Annotated in this window: 19 protein-coding genes; 14 read left to right on the top strand and 5 right to left on the bottom strand. The window is 71.8% G+C overall.

The genetic code is table 11. The features are described 5' to 3' along the window. Positions 1–207 precede the first annotated feature (207 nt). The 8 genes from ACFTXQ_RS20580 (at position 208) to ACFTXQ_RS20545 (ending at position 6875) form a co-directional block, all read left to right on the top strand. Positions 208–861 (top strand): HAD family hydrolase, encoded by a 654-nt coding sequence (locus tag ACFTXQ_RS20580; protein WP_382642694.1) that lies wholly within the window; start codon positions 208–210, stop codon positions 859–861. A gap of 43 nt (positions 862–904) precedes the next feature. Then, entirely contained in the window at positions 905–2113 is a 1209-nt protein-coding gene (locus ACFTXQ_RS20575; RefSeq protein ID WP_382642692.1) for an MFS transporter, read from the top strand. Further along, a complete protein-coding gene (locus ACFTXQ_RS20570) occupies positions 2064–3233 on the top strand; it encodes an acetoin utilization protein AcuC (RefSeq protein ID WP_382642691.1) in 1170 nt (389 codons plus the stop codon). Before ACFTXQ_RS20575 ends, ACFTXQ_RS20570 begins: the two co-directional genes overlap by 50 nt. A 100-nt stretch (positions 3234–3333) precedes the next feature. Further along, on the top strand, positions 3334–4164 hold the full coding sequence (locus tag ACFTXQ_RS20565) for a phosphatase (RefSeq protein ID WP_382642689.1): 831 nt from the start codon (positions 3334–3336) through the stop codon (positions 4162–4164). A gap of 114 nt (positions 4165–4278) precedes the next feature. Beyond that, on the top strand, positions 4279–4488 hold the full coding sequence (locus ACFTXQ_RS20560; protein WP_008738568.1) for a helix-turn-helix domain-containing protein: 210 nt from the start codon (positions 4279–4281) through the stop codon (positions 4486–4488). Between the two features lie 121 nt (positions 4489–4609). After that, positions 4610–4708: a 30S ribosomal protein bS22 gene (locus tag ACFTXQ_RS20555; RefSeq protein ID WP_003948845.1), complete on the top strand. Its 99-nt coding sequence runs from the start codon at positions 4610–4612 to the stop codon at positions 4706–4708. 95 nt (positions 4709–4803) lie between these two features. Then, positions 4804–5889: an NAD-dependent epimerase/dehydratase family protein gene (locus ACFTXQ_RS20550; RefSeq protein ID WP_382642687.1), complete on the top strand. Its 1086-nt coding sequence runs from the start codon at positions 4804–4806 to the stop codon at positions 5887–5889. Then, complete coding sequence (locus ACFTXQ_RS20545; protein ID WP_382642685.1) at positions 5889–6875, top strand: lysophospholipid acyltransferase family protein; 987 nt, start codon at positions 5889–5891, stop codon at positions 6873–6875. Before ACFTXQ_RS20550 ends, ACFTXQ_RS20545 begins: the two co-directional genes overlap by 1 nt. A 48-nt stretch (positions 6876–6923) precedes the next feature. Here ACFTXQ_RS20545 and ACFTXQ_RS20540 read toward each other — a convergent pair whose 3' ends face one another. The 3 genes from ACFTXQ_RS20540 to ACFTXQ_RS20530 form a co-directional block, all read right to left on the bottom strand. Then, positions 6924–8129 carry a DUF5667 domain-containing protein gene (locus ACFTXQ_RS20540; RefSeq protein ID WP_382642683.1) on the bottom strand — a complete coding sequence of 402 codons (1206 nt, stop codon included), beginning with the start codon at positions 8127–8129 and terminating at the stop codon, positions 6924–6926. A 213-nt stretch (positions 8130–8342) separates the two neighbouring features. After that, positions 8343–9158 carry an ECF subfamily RNA polymerase sigma factor, BldN family gene (locus ACFTXQ_RS20535; RefSeq protein ID WP_382642681.1) on the bottom strand — a complete coding sequence of 272 codons (816 nt, stop codon included), beginning with the start codon at positions 9156–9158 and terminating at the stop codon, positions 8343–8345. A 396-nt stretch (positions 9159–9554) separates the two neighbouring features. Continuing rightward, positions 9555–10553, bottom strand: a complete 999-nt coding sequence (locus tag ACFTXQ_RS20530; RefSeq protein ID WP_382642680.1) for an HAD family hydrolase — start codon at positions 10551–10553, stop codon at positions 9555–9557. 118 nt (positions 10554–10671) lie between these two features. Between ACFTXQ_RS20530 and ACFTXQ_RS20525 the strand changes: the two genes are divergently transcribed. From ACFTXQ_RS20525 to ACFTXQ_RS20500, 6 genes are all read left to right on the top strand, one after another. Further along, positions 10672–10950 carry a glutaredoxin family protein gene (locus ACFTXQ_RS20525; RefSeq protein ID WP_382642678.1) on the top strand — a complete coding sequence of 93 codons (279 nt, stop codon included), beginning with the start codon at positions 10672–10674 and terminating at the stop codon, positions 10948–10950. A 273-nt stretch (positions 10951–11223) separates the two neighbouring features. Then, positions 11224–12033, top strand: a complete 810-nt coding sequence (locus ACFTXQ_RS20520) for a redox-sensing transcriptional repressor Rex (RefSeq protein ID WP_382642677.1) — start codon at positions 11224–11226, stop codon at positions 12031–12033. Further along, complete coding sequence (locus tag ACFTXQ_RS20515; RefSeq protein WP_382642675.1) at positions 12030–13745, top strand: glutamyl-tRNA reductase; 1716 nt, start codon at positions 12030–12032, stop codon at positions 13743–13745. The genes ACFTXQ_RS20520 and ACFTXQ_RS20515 overlap by 4 nt, the downstream gene beginning before the upstream one ends. Beyond that, complete coding sequence (hemC, locus tag ACFTXQ_RS20510; protein ID WP_382642673.1) at positions 13742–14707, top strand: hydroxymethylbilane synthase; 966 nt, start codon at positions 13742–13744, stop codon at positions 14705–14707. The genes ACFTXQ_RS20515 and hemC overlap by 4 nt, the downstream gene beginning before the upstream one ends. After that, entirely contained in the window at positions 14704–16371 is a 1668-nt protein-coding gene (locus ACFTXQ_RS20505) for a uroporphyrinogen-III synthase (RefSeq protein WP_382642671.1), read from the top strand. The genes hemC and ACFTXQ_RS20505 overlap by 4 nt, the downstream gene beginning before the upstream one ends. A 75-nt stretch (positions 16372–16446) precedes the next feature. Then, complete coding sequence (locus tag ACFTXQ_RS20500) at positions 16447–17796, top strand: HEAT repeat domain-containing protein (protein ID WP_382642670.1); 1350 nt, start codon at positions 16447–16449, stop codon at positions 17794–17796. Here the strand turns inward: ACFTXQ_RS20500 and ACFTXQ_RS20495 are convergent. Beyond that, complete coding sequence (locus ACFTXQ_RS20495) at positions 17793–18101, bottom strand: DUF397 domain-containing protein (RefSeq protein ID WP_382642668.1); 309 nt, start codon at positions 18099–18101, stop codon at positions 17793–17795. The two genes, ACFTXQ_RS20500 and ACFTXQ_RS20495, sit on opposite strands and share 4 nt — an antisense overlap. Next, complete coding sequence (locus tag ACFTXQ_RS20490) at positions 18098–18883, bottom strand: Scr1 family TA system antitoxin-like transcriptional regulator (protein WP_382642666.1); 786 nt, start codon at positions 18881–18883, stop codon at positions 18098–18100. Before ACFTXQ_RS20490 ends, ACFTXQ_RS20495 begins: the two co-directional genes overlap by 4 nt. Positions 18884–18949 lie beyond the last annotated feature (66 nt).

Genomic DNA, 18949 nt, shown 5'->3' with positions numbered 1-18949 from the left:
AAGCTAAGCCTTTCAGCGCCGATGGTACTGCAGGGGGGACCCTGTGGGAGAGTAGGACGCCGCCGAACAATCATTGTGGGAAAGCCCCGCACCTTCTGGTGCGGGGCTTTTCTGCGTTCCGGGGCCGAATCCGGTGTGCTCAGAATCCGTCGGATGCCCGGCATGGGGACGAGCGGATCGTGGGCTGACGGCTCGTAGGGTTGGGGTATGGGTTATGACCTCGTCATCTTCGACAACGACGGCGTGCTGGTGGACAGCGAGCCGCTCGCCAACAACGTCCTCGCCGAGTACCTGACCGAGCTGGGGCACCCGACCACGTACGAGGACTCGCTCAGGGACTACATGGGGGCGGCCGTGCACCGCGTGCACGATCTCGTCCTCGAGCGGACCGGCGGCCGGCTGCCCACGGACTTCGACAAGACCCTGACCGCGCGGACGGCCGCCGCCTTCGAACGGGAACTCAAGCCCGTCGCCGGGATCGAGGACGTGCTCGGAGCGCTGACCGCGAGCGGGGTCGGCTACTGCCTGGCGTCCTCCGGGAGCCACGAGCGGATCCGGGCCGGCCACCTGGCCGCCGGGATCGACGGGTGGTTCGAAGAGGAGTGGATCTTCAGCTCCGACGACGTGGGCCAGGGCAAGCCGTCCCCCGAGCTGTTCCTGCACGCGGCTCGGCAGATGGGCGTCGACCCCGCGCGGTGCGTGGTCATCGAAGACAGCCCGCGGGGGATCGAGGCGGCCCGGGCCGCGGGGATGGACGTGTACGCGTACACCGCGATGCTGCCCGCCGACCAGCTGCCGGGGGCCACGGGTTACTTCGGGGACATGATGCAGCTCCCGCTGCTTCTGCAACTGCCCGTGTGATCTCTCTACCCACCGGTAGCCCTGGGGCCTACGCTGTGCCGCCATGACGGTTGACGTGCGGCTACGGCGCGGGCGTAGCGCTCTGGGGTTCAGCTTCTTCGCGCAGGGCGTCGCCTTTGCGCTGCTCGTGACGCGGATCCCGGCGATCCAGGACCGGTACGGGATATCCGACGGGCTGCTGCCCGCCTTCCTCGCGGCCGTGCCGATCCTCGCGGGGGTGTCGAGCGTCGCCACCGAGCACCTCGTGAAGCGGGTCGCGCCCAGTGCGGTACTGCGGTGGGCGCAGCCGCTGGTGCTGCTGTCGCTGCTGGGGGTCGGGGCCGGCACGCAGCTGTGGCACGTGGCGGTGGCCCTGGGGGCGTTCGGGCTGTCGGTCGGCGCGCTGGACGCCTCGATGAACATGCTCGGGGTCAGCCTCCAACGGGCGTACGGGCGCAGCATCATGCTGGGTTTCCACGCCGCGTACAGCCTCGGCGGGATTCTGGGCGCCTCGGCCGCCTGGGCCGGGGCGCACTGGCACCTCGACCTCTTCGTGAGCTACCTGCCGACCGTGGTGGTGCTGCTGCCGCTCGGGCTGGTGGGCAGCCGGCGTTACGTCGACGCTCCCGCCGAGGCCCACGAGAAGGGGCTGGGGGCCGGTGGGGGCAAACTGCTGCTGCCGCTCTGCCTGGTGATGGCGTGTGCCTACATCGGGGACTCGACGGTGGCGAACTGGAGTGCCAAGTACCTCCAGGACGTGCTGGGGAGCTCCGAGCAGCTGGCGACCGTCCCGTACAACGTCTACATGGTGACCACGCTGATCGGGCGGGCCGTCGGGGACCTGGGCGTGCGGCGCTTCGGGGCCGCGGCCGTGGTCCGGGGCGGGACCCTCGTCGCCGCCTCCGGGTTCGCCGTCGTCGCGTCGGCACCCGGCGCGTGGGTGGGGATGCTCGGCTTCACGCTGCTGGGGATCGGGCTGTGCGTGATCGTGCCGCAGACCTTCGCCGCCGCGGGGCGGTTGTTCCCGGGCGCGTCCGACACGGCCATCGCCCGGCTGAACATCTTCAACTACGTGGGGTTCCTCATCGGGTCGCCGCTCGTTGGGGGGATCGGAGACGCGTGGAGCTACCGCGGGGCCATGCTCGTACCGATGGTGCTCGTCTTGATCACGCTTCTGTACGCCCGCTCGTTCGGCTCCGACCGGGCCCGATACGGTGTCGGGCATGAGCGGCCGCGGGTTGTTGATGTGGGACGAGGCGGTAACGAAGTATGACTTCGGGCCCGGCCATCCGATGGATCCGGTGAGGCTGGCCCTGACCATGGGGCTGGTACGCGCCTTCGGGCTCGACCGGGCGCTGGAGGTACGGGCGGCCCGTCCGGCCGGGGACTCGACGCTGCGGCTCGTCCACCGGGAGGACTACGTCGCGGCGGTCCGCGAGGTGTCCGCCGACCCGGGGATCGCCGACGGGTCGTACGGGCTCGGGACCATGGACGATCCCGCCTTCCACGGGATGCACGAGGCGTCCGCGCTGATCGCCGGGCAGTCGGTGGCGGGCGCGGAGGCGATCTGGCGCGGCGAGGCCGAGCACGCCGTGAACTTCGCCGGCGGGCTGCACCACGCGATGCCGGGCGGGGCGGCCGGGTTCTGCGTGTACAACGACGCGGCGCTGGCGATCGCGCGGCTGCTGGAACTGGGGGCCGAGCGGGTCGCGTACGTGGACGTCGACGTGCACCACGGGGACGGTGTGCAGGCGGCCTTCTGGGACGATCCGCGCGTGCTGACGGTGTCGTTGCACGAGCACCCGCGGACGCTGTTCCCGCAGACGGGGTGGCCCGAGGAGACCGGGGGGCCGGCCGCCGAGGGGTCGGCGGTGAACGTCGCGCTGCCGGCCGGGACCGGCGACGAGGGGTGGCTGCGTGCCTTCCACGCGACCGTGCCGGAGCTGTTGGCGGACTTCCGGCCGCAGGTGCTGGTCACCCAGCACGGGGCCGACACGCACTTCGAGGACCCCCTCGCCCATCTGGCGGTGTCGCTGGACGCGCAGCGGGCGGTGCAGGAGGCGTGCCACGGGCTGGCGCACGAGTACGCGGGCGGGCGGTGGCTGGCGCTGGGCGGTGGCGGGTACGCGGTGGTCGACGTCGTACCGCGGTCCTGGACGCATCTGGTCGCCATCGCCGGGCACCGGCCCGTGGATCCGGGGACGGCGGTGCCGGCGGACTGGCGGGACGAGGTGTATGCGCGGACCCGGGAGGTGGCGCCGCTGCGGATGACCGACGGGCGGTCGCCGGCCTGGCGGGACTGGGAGGCGGGGTACGACCCGGCGGACCGGACCGATCAGGCCGTCCTGGCCACTCGGCGGGCCGTGTTTCCGTTGCGGGGCATGCTGACCTGAGGCGGGGCGGGGCGGGGCGGGGCGAGGCCGGAAATGCCCTGCCTCAAACGCCGGCGGCTGAATGTGCGTCCGGCGGGGCTTTGTGAGGCAGCATCGGAGGGTGTTGAGTGCCGGCGCCCTGCGTGCGCATCTGCTGGCCGCCCGGTTGGCCGGGACCGTTGCGACCTCGCGGGAGGAAAGCCTGCGCAGTTACCGGCTGTTCGCGGCGCGGGATCCCCGGGTGTTACTGGGGCTGGAACCCGAGTGGGGCTGGGACGAGGGTGACCTGCTGAGGCTGATGGCGGACAAGTGCGGGGTGTCGGCGGATCCCGCGCACGTCAGCGGCCCGGACGTGATCGATCCGGAGCTGACGCTGGCCGCGCTGGAGGTGTTCGCGGGGCGGCTGCGGGCGGCGGCCGAGGTGCGGGCGCCCGTGTTGTTCGGGACGGGGCACCCGCACCGGCTCCTGGGGTTCTACGGCGGGTTGGCCGAGGCGATGTCGGCGGCGGGATGTGTTGTCCTCACTCCGGCGCAGGGGGCCAGTGTCGACATGGCGACCCGGTTCGGCGTACGCACGCACAGCATCGATTACGTACGGGGGGTCGCACTGGTGCGGGAGCCCGGCGTGCGGCGGCCGGGGAGTGCCACCGGCGCACACACCCATTCGCCGCTGCCGGTTCGAATGGCGCTGGAAGCCCTGGCGGAGGCCGGCGGGCCCCTGCCGGAACTCGTGGTGGGGGATCACGGATGGGTCTGCGGTGCAGGTCAGTTGGGTGTGGAGGCGATCGGGCTGGCCGATACGGATGATCCCGCGCTCTTCGTCGGGGAGGCCGAGGGCCGGGTCTCGGTGGCCGTTCCGCTTGATGACGCGGTGCGCGCGGACTACTACCGACCGCTTACTCGCTACGTGCTCGGCCGGGCGGGCTTGCCGCACGGCCAGGAGTGGCTGTAGCTCCTCTTCCCCACTCGTATCACGCGCCCCTACTCTGGGGAGTGAGCGTGCGACGACGAGGAGTAACCGGAGGGGAAGCCGGTGCCCGTCATGCGCGGAAGGTCAAGGTGTGTCATGGCTGCTGGCGAGAGGCCTCTCAGTGAGGTTCAGTTCCTGACCGTGGCGGAGGTCGCCTCGGTGATGCGAGTGTCGAAGATGACCGTGTACCGCCTGGTGCACAACGGTCATCTGCCCGCAATCCGGGTGGGCCGGTCCTTCCGGGTCCCCGAGAACGCGGTCCACGAGTACCTCCGAGAGTCCTATGTGGGGGTGGAGTCGGCCTGAGAGTGACCCCCCGGCACCTCTCGGATTACAAGCTCAGAGCTGGGACGGGTAGGCTAGGCCGACGTAGGTCGTGTGGGCCCAGACGCCCCGCACCAGTGAAGAGAAGTGAGCGAGGGTAGTCGTGGGCTCTGTTATCAAGAAGCGGCGCAAGCGGATGGCTAAGAAGAAGCACCGCAAGCTGCTCAAGCGCACCCGCGTCCAGCGCCGTAACAAGAAGTAAACGGCAGCTGTACGTGTTCTCCGCAGCCCCTCCACCATCCTTGGTGGAGGGGCTGCGGTGCAGCCGGGGTACTTCTCGAGGGAGGCGCTGAACTCGTGGGGAAGGTCGTACTCGTCACCGGGGCTGCCCGGCAGCTGGGCGGCCGCTTCGTGCGCCGGATCCAGCGCGACCCGGAGGTCGAGCGGGTGATCGCGGTGGACGCGGTGACGCCGCCGCACCGGCTCGGATCGGCCGAGTTCGTCCGTACGGACATCAGACAGTCGGCGATCGCCCGCGTGCTGGCCGAGCACGCCGTGGACACGGTGGTCCATCTCGCGGTCACGGGGGGCACCGGGGGGACCGGCGGTGCGCACAGCACCGTGAAGGAAACGAACGTCATCGGGACGATGCAGCTCCTCGGGGCCTGCCAGAAGTCGCCGACGGTACGGCGGCTCGTGGTGAAGTCCAGTACCAGCGTGTACGGGGGCACCTCGCGGGATCCGGCCGTCTTCACCGAGACCACGGAGCCCAAGTCGCTGCCGGCGGGCGGCTTCGCCAAGGACGCCGCCGAGGTCGAGGGGTACGTACGGGGCTTCGCCCGCAGGCGGCCGGACGTCGCGGTGTGCGTGCTGCGGTTCGCGAACATCCTGGGGCCCTTCGCGGACTCGGCGCTCGCCGAGTACTTCTCGATCCCCGTGATGCCGACGGTGCTCGGCTACGACCCGCGGCTCCAGTTCGTCCACGAGGACGACGTGCTCGACGTCCTGCGGCTGGCGGCGCAGGAACCGCGGCGGGGGACGCTGAACAGCGGGACCTTCAACATCGCGGGCGACGGGGTCCTGCTGCTGTCGCAGTGCGCGCGGCGGCTGGGGCGGCCGACGGTGCCGATGCTGCTGCCCGCGGTGACGTGGGTGGGGTCGGCGCTGCGGGCGGTCGGGATCACCGACTTCTCGCCGGAGCAGATGAGGCTCCTGACGCACGGCCGGGTCGTGGAGACCACCCAGATGCGGGAGGTGCTCGGCTTCGAGCCGATGTACACGACCGTCGAGACCTTCGCGGACTTCGCGCGGAGCCGGGGGAACGGGCTGCTGCCGCCCGAGCGGATGGGGCGGGCCGTGGAGCGGGTGGCGGCCGTGCTGAAGGCCGACATGCGTGCGGCTGCCGATGCGGATGCGGATGCGGATCAAGGAGCGAGGCGATAGTGGCGGACGCCAAGGTCATTCCGTTCGACGAGGACCGGCCGAGACGGCGGTCGCCGCGCAGGGTGCGGGCGGTGTCCGCGCCCGAGCCGGCGGCGGAGCCCGTGGAGCCGGCCGCTCCCGAGCCGGCGCCGGTGGAGCCGCGCGGCGGCGGCTGGGACCGGCGGATCGCGGGCGGGCTGTCGTTCCTGCGGCGGCGGATCACCGGGGAGTACGAGGTCGACGACTTCGGCTACGACAAGGAACTGACGGACCAGGTCCTGATGTCCTTGATGCGGCCGCTGTTCGAGAAGTACTTCCGGGTCGAGGTGAAGGGGATCGAGAACGTCCCGAAGGAGGGCGGGGCGCTGATCGTGGCGAACCACTCCGGGACGCTGCCGCTGGACGGCCTGATGATGCAGGTGGCGGTGCACGACCACCACCCGGCGCAGCGGCACCTGCGGCTGCTGGCGGCGGACCTGGTGTTCATGCTGCCGGTGGTGAACGAGCTGGCGCGGAAGGCCGGGCACACCCTCGCCTGCGCGGAGGACGCGCAACGGCTGCTGGAGGCCGGGGAGCTGGTCGGGGTCATGCCCGAGGGCTTCAAGGGGATAGGGAAGCCGTTCGGAGACCGGTACAAGCTGCAGCGGTTCGGGCGGGGCGGGTTCGTGTCGACGGCGCTGCGGGCGGGGACGCCGATCGTGCCGTGCTCGATCGTGGGGGCGGAGGAGATCTACCCGATGGTCGGCAACGCGAAGACGTTGGCGCGGCTACTGGGGATCCCGTACTTCCCGATCACGCCGACGTTCCCCTGGCTGGGGCCGTTGGGGGCGGTGCCGTTGCCCACGAAGTGGACGATCCAGTTCGGGGAACCGATCGCTACCGCGGGCTATGCGGCTGAGGCGGCCGATGATCCGATGCTGATGTTCAACCTGACCGACCAGGTTCGGGAGCAGATCCAGCACACGCTGTACAAGCTGCTCGTGCAGCGGCGGTCCGTTTTCTTCTGACGCGCCGTTGAAGGGCGGGCTGCGAGGTGCAGCCCGCCCTTCCCGTTGTTACTCCGCGTCCTCCGCGTTGATGCCCAGGCCCGGTAGGAGGCCGGGGAGGAGGGGCGGGAGGGTGATGTCCGGCTTGGGGTGGTCCGGGGTGCCCGGGGAGGGCGGGGCGGACTGGCCCGCCGGCGGGTTGAGGATGTCGCCGGCGCCACCGATCAGGCCGCCGGTGGCCGGGGGCCTGCTGCTGCCCGAGGGGGACGGCGCGGGGCTGCCCGACGGGGTGCCGGAGGCGGGGGCCGACTGGTGCTTGGTGCCGGGGGTGCCCGGTGTGGCCGGGGTGCCGGACGAGCCGGAACCCCGGGTCTGCTCCGGGGGCTTCGGGAGCAGACCCTGGAGCGGGGCCACGTCTTCGTCTATGGCCCGGAACACCGATTCCACCTCGCCGCCCACATCCGTGAGCTGCGGGGGGAGGTTCGACCGCAGTTGCCCCCACGTGTCGCGGTGGGAGCGGGAGAACGCAGACAGCGCCTTGATCGGGTCGAGCGAGCCGTCCCGTTGGTAGGCCGCCTGGAGCAGCCGGTGGCCCTGTTCGGCATCGTGCTTCATGCCCGCCAGCGCTCGGCGGATGTCACCCAGGGCCTCGTGGTCCAGGATGTTTCCGCCCTTGCCGCGCTCCATCAGCCTGCGGGCCTCCGACAGGCGGTTCGAGGCCTGGTCGAGGTAGAGCTCGCCCCGGTCCGAATCGTCCTCGGCCATCCCGAGCTTCAGATCCTCCATGCCCCGCTTGATCGGGTAGAGGGAGTCACCGGGCAGGGCGTCGGTGCTGGCAGCGGCCACTCCGCTGAAGGCCCCTGCGGCCACACCCACGGTGAGTCCGCCCGCTGCGATGCCCTTGGACCAGCGGGAGCGGGGCCGCAATTTCCGGAGCGAGGTCGCCCGGTGGGCGCCGCGGCCGGTCCGCTGTTCGGGCACCTGAGGGTCCGATGCGGCACCGCCCCCGGCCCTTTCCTCGAGCACCATGGCCTCCATGGCGGCAACGAGCTGGGCTCGCTGCACCACTTTGACCTCGGGGTCCAGCACCGGGCGCGGCATACGTTCGCCGAGCGCGCTCGCCAGGGCCAACAACCGGTCGTGGTCGGCAGGTTCGGCAGGTGCCTCGGACTGCTCGGCCGCCGGGTCCGGTTCCGAAAGGTCGGACTGGGTCCGATCCTCCAGGGCCTGGGCGAAGGCGTTCGCCCGCCGGTGCGGAGTCACGTTCGCGATCACTGGCGGCACCTCCTCTCGTCATGACGATCGACTCCCCAAGGTGTCCGGAAGGTTGCCTTCCTTGAGCACATCCACACTTTCGAGTGAGCGGCTTCGGGCAGGGCGTGTCCACAGGGAGCCTGCATTCCGCACAACGAGCGTCGCGGCACTTGGGTTACGGACGAAGGATGATCGGACCACAGCGTCATCGAGGGGTCACCGGTTGTGAGTGATTCAGCGGGCGTCTTCGGGGAGGAGGCGGGCCAGGGTGCGCACCGCCCGGTACTGGAGCGTCTTGATGGCGCCTTCGTTCTTCCCCATCACCCGGGCCGTCTCGGCGACCGAGAGGCCCTGCAGGAAGCGCAGGGTCACGCACTCCTGCTGCTGCGGATTGAGTTTCCGTACGGCCTCCAGCAGGGCCGCGTTGGAGAGGGACTCCAGGACGGAGTCCTCGGGGGACCGTTCCACCTCGTTCGCGTCCAGCATTTCGCCCGTGGTCACTTCCAGGCGGAAGCGGCTGGACTTGAAGTGGTCGGCGACCAGGTTGCGGGCGATCGTCACCAGCCAGGCGCCGAAGTCGCGGCCCTGCCAGGTGAAGGTGGAGATGCGGCGCAGCGCGCGCAGGAAGGTCTCGCTGGTGAGATCCTCCGCGGTCGCCTTGCCGCCGACGCGGTAGTAGATGTAGCGGTAGACCGTGTCGCTGTACTGGTCGTAGAGGCGGCCGAAGGCCTCGGCCTCGCCGGCCTGGGCGCGTTCGACCAGGTCCATCATGCGGGCCTGGTCGCTGTCCGCGGTGGGGCGGCGGGGGGCGGCCTGCGTGCTCGTGCCGGCGGTCCCGGCCGAGCCCGCGGCCGTACGACCTCGTCTGCCCACCGTCGCTCCGCCGTCCGTCAGGGCATAGCAAGGGCCGGCCGGGCCGAGACCGGCAGGGACCGCGGCGGCGAAGGCGGGGACGGCGTACGCGGTGGGGACGAAGCCGCGCAGGTGGTCGAGGACCGTTGCGCGCAGCGTAGCCAGGCCCGAGGCGTCAACCCCGACAGGTGGGTACACGGGACTCCCAGAGGCAGAGCTTCCATCACGTGCAGTGCGGGACCGTTCACCCGTCGTGGCGACAGATGGCCGGTGGCATGCGTTTGAGGAGAATAACGCTTCGTACAGGCAGCACTACACCCAGTTGCTCAAATCACCGGTTCCGACACTTCTGTTGCGTGTCGAGGGCATATTCAGTCGCTGTTGGTGATCGTTTGGTGATCAGTTGGATGCGCGGAATGGACGCTTCCTAGGGGGCGCGCGACCGAGTCGGGCATGGCGGAGTGCCCTGCCCCATCCGGGGGTAGGGCTGGGGGAATGCCCCCGGGTACGGAGGGGCGGAGCCGGGCGGGCGCGGCCCGTCGGGCGTGCGGGGGCTCCGGCGCTGGCGGCGGCCCGTCGCCGGGCCCGTCGGGGCTAGCGGCGGCGGCGGTGCAGGGCGATGGCGGCGGCCGCGCCGCCCGCGAGCGCGCCGACTCCGGCGGCCGCCGGGACGCCGACCTTCACGGCCTTGCGGCCGGTCCGATAGTCGCGCAGCCGCCAGTCGTTGGTCCGGGCATGCTTGCGCAGTTTTGTGTCGGGATTGATCGCGTACGGGTGCCCGACCAGTGACAGCATCGGAATGTCGTTGTGCGAATCGCTGTAGGCGGCGCAGCGTTCGAGGTCCAGGCCCTCGGCGGCGGCCAGGGCGCGGACGGCCTCCGCCTTGGCGGGGCCGTGCAGCGGCTCGCCGACCAGGCGGCCGGTGTAGACGCCGTCGACGGATTCGGCGACGGTGCCCAGCGCCCCGGTCAGGCCGAGGCGGCGGGCGATGATCGTGGCCGTCTCCACGGGCGCGGCCGTGACGAGCCACACCTTCTGGCCGGCGTCGAGGTGGGCCTGGGCCAGGGCGCGGGTGCCCGGCCAGATCCGCTCGGCCATGTACTCGTCGTAGATCTCCTCGCCGATGGCCATCAGTTCGGAGACCTTGTGGCCCTTGACGATGGACAGGGCGCTGTCGCGGGCGTCCTGCATGTGGTCGGGGTCCTCGACCCCGGCGAGCCGGAACCAGGCCTGCTGCCAGGCGAAGCGGGCGAGTTCGCGGCGGCGGAAGAACTCGCGCTTGTAGAGGCCGCGGCCGAAGTGGAAGATCGCGGCGCCCTGCATGACGGTGTTGTCGAGGTCGAAGAAGGCGGCGGCGAGGTCGTCGCCGGCGACGGGGAACTCGGGCTCGGGTTCTGCCTCTTCCGGTGCCGGTGCGGGTTCCGCCACCGCTTGCGGTGCTTCCGCTTCCGCCTCGTGTGGCCCGGCCGGCCCGGCCTCCACGGTTTCGGCCAGCGCGGTCTTGCGGGCGGCCTCGGCCGAGGCCTCGCCTGCCAGCACGCTCCGCGCGGTGGCGGAGCGCCTACGGGGGGTGAGCCATCCCAGAGCGGCCATGACGCGAGCATAGCCACTGTGTTCGGGAGTTCCCGAACCGATGGGATTCGAAGGCGTGAACTCTTCGGGGCGCGCCTGTTACGGCGGGGAGCGGGCGCAGGAGCGGGAGAATGGGCGCATGAGCCCTTTGTTGCGCCGCAAGGAAAAGAAGAGCCCCGCGGAGCGGATGGTGACGCTCGTCGGGAAGCCGGGGTGCCACCTCTGTGACGACGCCCAGGAAGTGGTCGAGAAGGTCTGCGCGGAGACGGGGGCGCAGTGGGAGAAGAAGGACATCTCGCAGGACGAGGAGCTCTACCGGTTGTACTGGGAGCAGATTCCGGTCGTGCTGGTGGACGGCGAGCAGCACACCTTCTGGAGGGTGAACCCGGACCGGCTGCGGCGGGCATTGGGGGGCTGACCCGCTCCCCGGTTACCATCATGGGCGATTTATGGGGTCTCGGGGGCGTATCTGTGAGGAGTGTGTACGGTTTTGCCCCCTTCGGGATTTGAACGGGTTCGGCGTGCCGTCGGTTCCTGCCTCACCCGCCCCGGTTGCGTGACCCCGGTCACTTTGGTCGGACAAAGCGGACACAATCTTTGTGCACGCGTTCACAAAGGCATAGCCTGCTGTCGACGGGGCGGTCCTGGGACAAGTGGCCGCCTGCAGCCCCGCTCATCCCGCAGGAGCATCGTGGCAACTGGCCGAACTCACCGACCGGCGACCCGCAGCCGAGGTATTCCCGAGGCCACTGTCGCCCGGCTTCCGCTGTACTTGCGCGCCCTCACCGCGCTCTCCGAGCGATCGGTCCCCACGGTGTCCTCCGAGGAGCTCGCGGCCGCCGCCGGAGTCAACTCCGCGAAGCTGCGCAAGGACTTCTCGTACCTCGGTTCCTACGGGACGCGCGGCGTCGGCTACGACGTCGAGTACCTCGTCTACCAGATCTCCCGCGAGCTCGGGCTGACCCAGGACTGGCCGGTCGTCATCGTCGGCATCGGTAACCTCGGCGCCGCCCTGGCCAACTACGGCGGCTTCGCCTCGCGCGGATTCCGCGTGGCCGCGCTGATCGACGCCGACCCGGCGATGGCCGGCAAGCCGGTGGCCGGGATGCCCGTCCAGCACACCGACGACCTCGAGAAGATCATCGAGGAGAACGGCGTCTCCATCGGCGTCATCGCGACGCCGGCCGGAGCCGCGCAGCAGGTCAGCGAGCGGCTGATCGCCGCCGGTGTCACCTCCATCCTGAACTTCGCCCCGACCGTGCTGTCCGTGCCCGAGGGCGTGGACGTGCGGAAGGTCGACCTGTCCATCGAGCTCCAGATCCTCGCCTTCCACGAGCAGCGCAAGGCCGGCGAGGAAGCCGCCGCCGCAGCCGGCGAGAGCGGCTCCTCCGTGGGCGGCGCCGCCCCCGCCGCGGCCGTGGTGCCGCCGGCCGGGCGCGCGGCCGCCGAGGCGCGCAAGGGCAACCCCGAGGGCGACGTGCCGGCGGTGATGCCGGCATGAGTCTGCTCGTCGTCGGTCTGAGCCATCGCAGCGCGCCCGTCAGCGTGCTGGAGCGGGCCTCGCTGTCCGCTGACGCCAAGGTGAAGCTGCTGCACGACACGCTGGCCGCCGAGCCGGCGGTCGAGGCGGCGGTGCTCGCCACGTGCAACCGGATCGAGCTCTACGCGGACGTGGACAAGTTCCACGCCGGCGTGGCCGAGCTGTCCACGTTGCTGGCGCAGCACAGTGGTGTCGCGCTGGAGGAGCTCACCCCGTACCTGTACGTGCACTACGAGGACCGGGCCGTCCACCACCTCTTCTCGGTGGCGTGCGGGCTGGACTCGATGGTGGTCGGCGAGGGGCAGATCCTCGGGCAGATCAAGGACGCGCTGGCGCTGGGGCAGGAGCTGCACACCGCCGGGCGGCTGATCAACGACCTGTTCCAGCAGGCGCTGCGGGTCGGCAAGCGGGCGCACTCCGAGACCGGGATCGACCGGGCGGGGCAGTCGCTGGTGACCTTCGGGCTGGAGCAGCTGGCCGTTCACCTCCCGGTGGGGGAGTGGGCCGCCGGCAAGCGGGCGCTGGTGATCGGTGCCGGTTCGATGTCCTCGCTGGCGGCGGCGACGCTGGCGCGGGTGGGCGTGGCCGAGGTCGTGGTCGCCAACCGGACCGCCGAGCGGGCGGAGCGTTTGGCGGAGATTCTGGTTGCCTCGGGCACCGGGGTCGCTGCGCGGGCCGTCCCGATGAGGGCGGTTGCCGATGAGCTGACGCGCGTCGATGTGGTGGTGTCCTGCACCGGGGCCACCGGGTTGGTGCTGACCGCCGATGACGTGCTCGCCGCCGTGTCCCGGGGCTCCGCCCCGGACCCCGCGCCTCAAACGCCGGCGGGGCTGGATTTGGCTCCCGCCGCTGTTTCGGCTGCCGCCGGAGGTTCGGCTGCCGCCGGAGGTTCGGCTGCCGCTGCGGTGGAACTGCTGGACGCCGGGCTCGTGGCTCGGCTGGCCGCTGCCGCCGAAGGCGGGAAGCGGCTGGCCGATGCCGGGGCCGCGCGGACCATCGCCGCTCCCGCGGAGGCGGACGGGTGCCCGGTCGGGCCCGACGGGCGGGCCGCGCTGACCGGGGTCGATGCCAACTCGCTGGAGCTGCACGGGACCTGGGCCGACCAGGGCGAGGCCGCCGCGCAGCGGCAGCCCCGGCGCACCACCCGTACCCACGCGGACGGCACCGCCGTACGGCTGGCGCTGCTGGACCTGGCCATGCCCAGGGACGTCGACGCCGCCGTGCACCGGATTCCCGGCGTGCGCCTGGTCGACATCGAGAGCCTCGCCGAGGCTTCCGCCGACGCGCCCATGGCGGCCGACGTGGATGCCGTACGGGCGATCGTCACCGATGAGGTGGCCGCGTTCGGGGCCGCCCAGCGGGCCGCGCACATCACGCCCACCGTCGTCGCGCTGCGCGCCATGGCGGCAGAGGTCGTGGCCATGGAAGTGGCCCGGCTCGACGGGCGGGTACCCGACCTCGACGAGCGGCAGCGGGCCGAGGTCACCCAGACCGTGCGCCGCGTCGTCGACAAACTGCTCCACGCGCCGACCGTGCGCGTCAAGCAGCTCGCGAGCGAGCCCGGCGGCGCCGGGTACGCCGAGGCGCTGCGCGAACTTTTCGATCTCGACCCGCAGACGGTGGCCTCCGTCAGTCAGGCCGACAAGAACGACGATCCAGGACGGGCATCATGAACCCACGTCTCGACCAGCCCCTCCGGCTCGGCACGCGGCGAAGCAAGCTGGCCATGTCCCAGTCGGGCCATGTCGCCGAGGCCGTACGGGCGATCACCGGCCGCCCCGTGGAGCTCGTGGAGATCACGACCTACGGTGACGTCTCGCGGGAGCACCTCGCGCAGATCGGCGGGACCGGCGTCTTCGTCACGGCCCTGCGCGACGCGCTGCTGCGCGGCGAGGTCGACTTCGCCGTGCACTCGCTGAAGGACCTGCCGACCGCGCAGCCCGACGACCTCGTGATCGCGGCCATGCCGCGGCGCGAGGACGCGCGGGACGCGCTCGTGGCGCGCGACGGCCTGACCTTCGAGCAGCTGCCCGACGGCGCGCGGGTCGGTACCGGCTCGCCGCGGCGGATGGCCCAGCTGAACCACTACGCCCGTTCCCTCGGCAAGCGGATCGAGACCGTGCCGATCCGGGGGAACGTCGACACGCGCATCGGGTTCGTGCGCGACGGCGAGCTGGATGCCGTCGTGCTGGCCGCCGCCGGCCTGAACCGGATCGGGCGCAGTGATGAAGCGACCGACCTGCTGTCGGTCGACCACGTCCTGCCGGCCCCCGGCCAGGGCGCCCTCGCGGTGGAGTGCCTCGCGTCCGACGCGGACCTCATCGCCGCGCTCGGCAAGCTCGACGACCCGTACACCCGGGCCGCCGTGACCGCCGAGCGTTCCCTGCTCGCCGCCCTGGAGGCCGGCTGCAGCGCGCCGGTGGGCGCCTTCGCCGACCTTTTGGCCGACGGGCAGATTGTCAATGAAATGCGCCTGCGCGGCGTCGTCGGAACCCTCGACGGCTCGACGCTGGTGCAGCTGTCCACCACCGGTCCCGTGCCCCAGTCGTACGACGAGGCCATGGCGCTCGGCCGCGAACTCGCGGACGAGATGCTGGCCAAGGGCGCGGCCGGTCTTATGGGGGAGCGAGCGTGAGCCCCACAAGTCCGAACACCTCCGCATTCGCGGGCGTCGCCGCCCACGGGCACGTCACCTTCCTCGGTGCCGGCCCGGGCGACCCGGGTCTGCTGACGCTGCGCGCCGTCGAGGCGCTCACCGCCGCGGACGTACTGATCGCGGAGCCCGAGGTGCTCGAAGTCGTACGGACGCATGCGCGCGCGGGGGTGGACACGCCGCAGCTGACGATAGCTGACGAAGTGTCAGCAGCCGCCGGGGTCCCGGTGATCCGCGATGCCGCCAATCTTGTCATGGAGGCCGCGCGGTCCGGCAGGCGGGTCGTCCGTGCCGTCACCGGCGACCCCGGGCTCGACGGGAACGCGGCCGGCGAGATGCTCGCCTGCGCCACCGAGGGCATCCCCTTCGAGGTGGTGCCGGGCGTCGCGACCGCCGTCGGCGTGCCCGCGTACGCGGGTGTGCCGCTGCGGGGCGAGCAGGGTGCGGACGTCCGTTTCGTCGACGCCCGCAACGCGTCGGCGCGCTGCTGGAGCGAGGTGGGTGCCAGCGACGGGATCCTCGTCGTCTCCGCGACGCTGGAGACGGTCTCGGCGGCGGCCGCCGAGCTGGTGGGCGCCGGGCGCAAGCCCGACACCCCGCTGACGGTGACGGTCGCCGGTACGACCACGCGGCAGCGGACCTGGACCGCGACGCTGGGGACGATCGCCCAGGTGTTCAAGCAGGGCAAGGTGCTGCCGTCGCCCGAGGGCGCCCGGCCGGTCATAGCCGTGGTCGGTGAGCACAGCGCCGCCGCGCGGCGCGAGGACATGGCCTGGTTCGAGTCGAAGCCGCTGTTCGGCTGGCGGGTGCTCGTGCCGCGCACCAAGGAGCAGGCCGCTTCGCTCTCCGACCAACTGCGTTCGTACGGCGCGGTGCCGCACGAGGTGCCGACCATCGCCGTGGAGCCGCCGCGGACCCCGCAGCAGATGGAGCGGGCCGTGAAGGGCCTCGTCACCGGCCGCTACGAGTGGATCGCCTTCACCTCGGTCAACGCGGTGAAGGCCGTACGCGAGAAGTTCGAGGAGTACGGGCTCGACGCGCGGGCCTTCGCGGGCATCAAGGTCGCCGCGGTGGGCGAGCAGACCGCCGCGGCGCTGGTGGAGTTCGGTGTGAAGCCGGACCTGGTGCCGAGCGGGGAGCAGTCCGCGGCCGGTCTGCTGGAGGACTGGCCGCCGTACGACCCGGTCTTCGACCCGATCGACCGGGTGTTCCTGCCGCGGGCCGACATCGCGACCGAGACGCTGGTCGCCGGGCTGATCGAGCTCGGGTGGGAGGTCGACGACGTCACCGCCTACCGGACGGTGCGCGCGTCGCCGCCGCCGGCGGACACGCGCGAGGCGATCAAGGGCGGCGGCTTCGACGCGGTGCTCTTCACGTCCTCGTCGACCGTCCGCAACCTGGTCGGCATCGCGGGCAAGCCGCACAACGTGACCGTCATCGCGTGCATCGGCCCGGCGACGGCCAAGACCGCGGAGGAGCACGGGCTGCGGGTGGACGTGCTGTCGCCGGAGCCGAGCGTGAGCAAGCTGGCGGAGGCCCTGGCCGAGTACGGCGCGGCGCGCCGCGAGGCGGCCAAGGAGGCCGGCGAGTCGGTCTTCCGCCCGAGCGAGCGGCGTCCGGGCGCGCGGCGGCGTCGTACGACCTGACCGGCCTGATCGACGAGGTCCCCCGACAGGGCCCGGGTGCCACGTGCGCCCGGGCCCTGTGGCATGTTCGGGCCCATGGGGCTGTACGAAGCGGTACGGGCGGGGGACGCCGAGCGGGTGCGCGAGCTGCTGGAGGCGGGCGCGGACCCGGACACGGCGGGCGAGGACGGGCTGCCGGTGCTGTGCGCGGCGGTGGCCGCGTTCGCGCACGGGATCGCCGAAGACCTCGTGGAGGCCGGCGCGGATCCGGACCGGGTCCTGCCGGACGGAACGACCCCACTGCTGCGGGCCGTCGAAGGCGGCTCCGACTCGACGGTCGGGGCCCTGCTGTGGTCCAGGGACCTCCAGGACCCGGGGCTCCGCCTGCCGGAGGCGGAGCGCGAGCGGCTGCTCGCCGCCGCCCGGCACTGGTACGGGACGGGCCCGGAGACGGAACTGCGCCGCCGGACCGGCGCCACGGGTCCGGCGCACACCAGCGAGGTCGACGAGAACTGGTGCCGGGTCGGGCAGATCGCGCTCGGCGGGCTGACCGTCCGCGCCGGACACGGCGCCGTCCTGACCACCCTGGAGTCGGCGTTCGGCGTCCCGGCCCCGCTGGAGGAGCTGGTGGCCCGTGCCGTCCGGCACCCCGACCCCGGGCACGTGGACTGGGCCGGCTCCCGGTACGCGCTCGGGGAGCGGCTCGGCGAGGGGGCGTGGGAGACGGTGACGGCCCTGCGCCACCACCCCTCCCCGGACCATCGGCGCTTCGCCGCCGACTGGTTGCAGACCCAGCAGTTCTTCCCGGGCCACGACGTCTACCCGCACCACGAGGAGGACCGTGAGCTCCTCGCCGCCTGGGCCGACGCGGAGCCGGACGCCGTGGTGCTGGCCGAGGTGCTCTCGGCCCTCACCGAACACGAGGTGGAACACCCCCGGCTGGAAGCCATCGGCCTCCGGTACGCCGGCCATCCCGATCCGCGGGTGCGCCGCGAGGTGCCCGACTGCCTGTCGTGGTCCGGTCGACCGCTGACGCCCGGGGGCGGCGCTGCGCTGCGCGCCCTGACGCGGGACCCGGACGACCAGGTCCGCTTCACGGCCGCCCTGACCCTGCTCGCGGAGGAGCATGAGGACCCGGAGCGGCCCCGGGCCGTCGTCCGCGACCTGGTCCGCGACCCGCACAGCCCGGTGCACGGCGGGGCGGCGGACTACCTGGCCGCTTCCGACGACCGCACGGCCGACGCCACGGCGCTCCTGCTGGGGCTCCTGGACACCGACGACCGCGTGCTGCGCCTGATCGGCGCCTACGGCCTGGCCCTGCGGAACGACCCGCGCACGCCGGAGGCGTACGCGCGGGTGCTCGAACTCGGCCCGATCTACCAGCCCGACCACCGACGGAACGCGCTGGTGGACTGGTGCCGGCGCAACGACCCGTCCGCCGGCTAGGCGGCGACCCAGCGGGTCAGGGCCGCCCAGGCGGCGGGGGCGAGGGGGAGGGTCGGGCCGTCTTGGACCTTGGAGTCCCGGACGTGGACGGTGTCGGCGCAGTCGCACGACGCGACCTCGACGCACTGGCCGCCCTCGTCGCTGCTGTGGGAGGACTTCTGCCAGGCGTAGCTGGCAACCTCGACGCAGGCACCGCCTTCGTCGTTGCTGTAGGAGGACTTCTGCCAGGTGATGGCCGCTTCCAGGCACTGGCCGCCCTCGCTGCCGCTGTAGCTGGACTTGAACCACTTCAGTGCGGTGCTCATGACTCTCCTAGCAGCCGGTCCAACAGGCCTTTCGTCTCTGCGACGTTGAGGGCCTGAGACCGCAGCATTGCATACTTCTGAGCAAGGATGCTGACCTCATTGGGATCGCGGACGAGGATGCTGCCGCGCTGGGTCTCCGAGTACGCAAGACGCTGGTGATCGGGGGTTTCCAGCAGGATGAACGGGCCTGTGAGACCCGCGTGAGCGGTGAGGCCGAGGGGTAGAACCTGGAGCGAGACGGCGGGGCGGTCAGCGCAGTCGCGCAGGTGGCGCACCTGCTCCCGGTGGACACCGTTGCCGCCAAGACGGTCGCGCAGTGCTGCTTCCGAGACGATGAAACCGAGAGTGGGCGGGATCCTGCGGTGCAGTATCTCCTGACGCTTGATTCGGCGGGCAGTCTGGAGCTCGATCTTCTCCTCGCCCATGTATGGGACGCGACAGCTGAACACAGCGCGGGCGTATTCCTCGGTTTGGAGTAGGCCGGGGACGAGCACCGTGTCGTACCAGGACAGGGCGAGGGCCTCGGCCTCGCTGGCAAAGTACTCCTCCGCCCAGGCCGGGACCATGTCCACCTCGGGGAGGCGGTTCGCCGCCACCGTGAGGACCCCGGGCAGGCCCAGGTTGCGGTCCATCTCTTCGGCGACGTTGGGCATCAGGACGCGCCTGCCCTGTTCGATCGAGGCGAGGGTTTCGACGTCGATGTGCAGCGCCTCGGCGAGGGCGCGTTGGGTCATTCCCTTGGCGATGCGGGCGGCGGCGACCTGGGCGCCGACCATCTTCATCGCGGTGGCGTTGGGCCTGGCGGCCCTCCTGCGTGGTGGCATGGCTGTGAACTCCCCGCCTGGACG

The sequence above is a fragment of the Streptomyces sp. NPDC057010 genome (assembly GCF_042673805.1).
In the GTDB taxonomy this organism is placed as follows: Bacteria; Actinomycetota; Actinomycetes; order Streptomycetales; family Streptomycetaceae; genus Streptomyces.
Note: the sequence above shows the minus strand (reverse complement) of the source record. Positions and strands in the feature narration are given on the sequence as shown.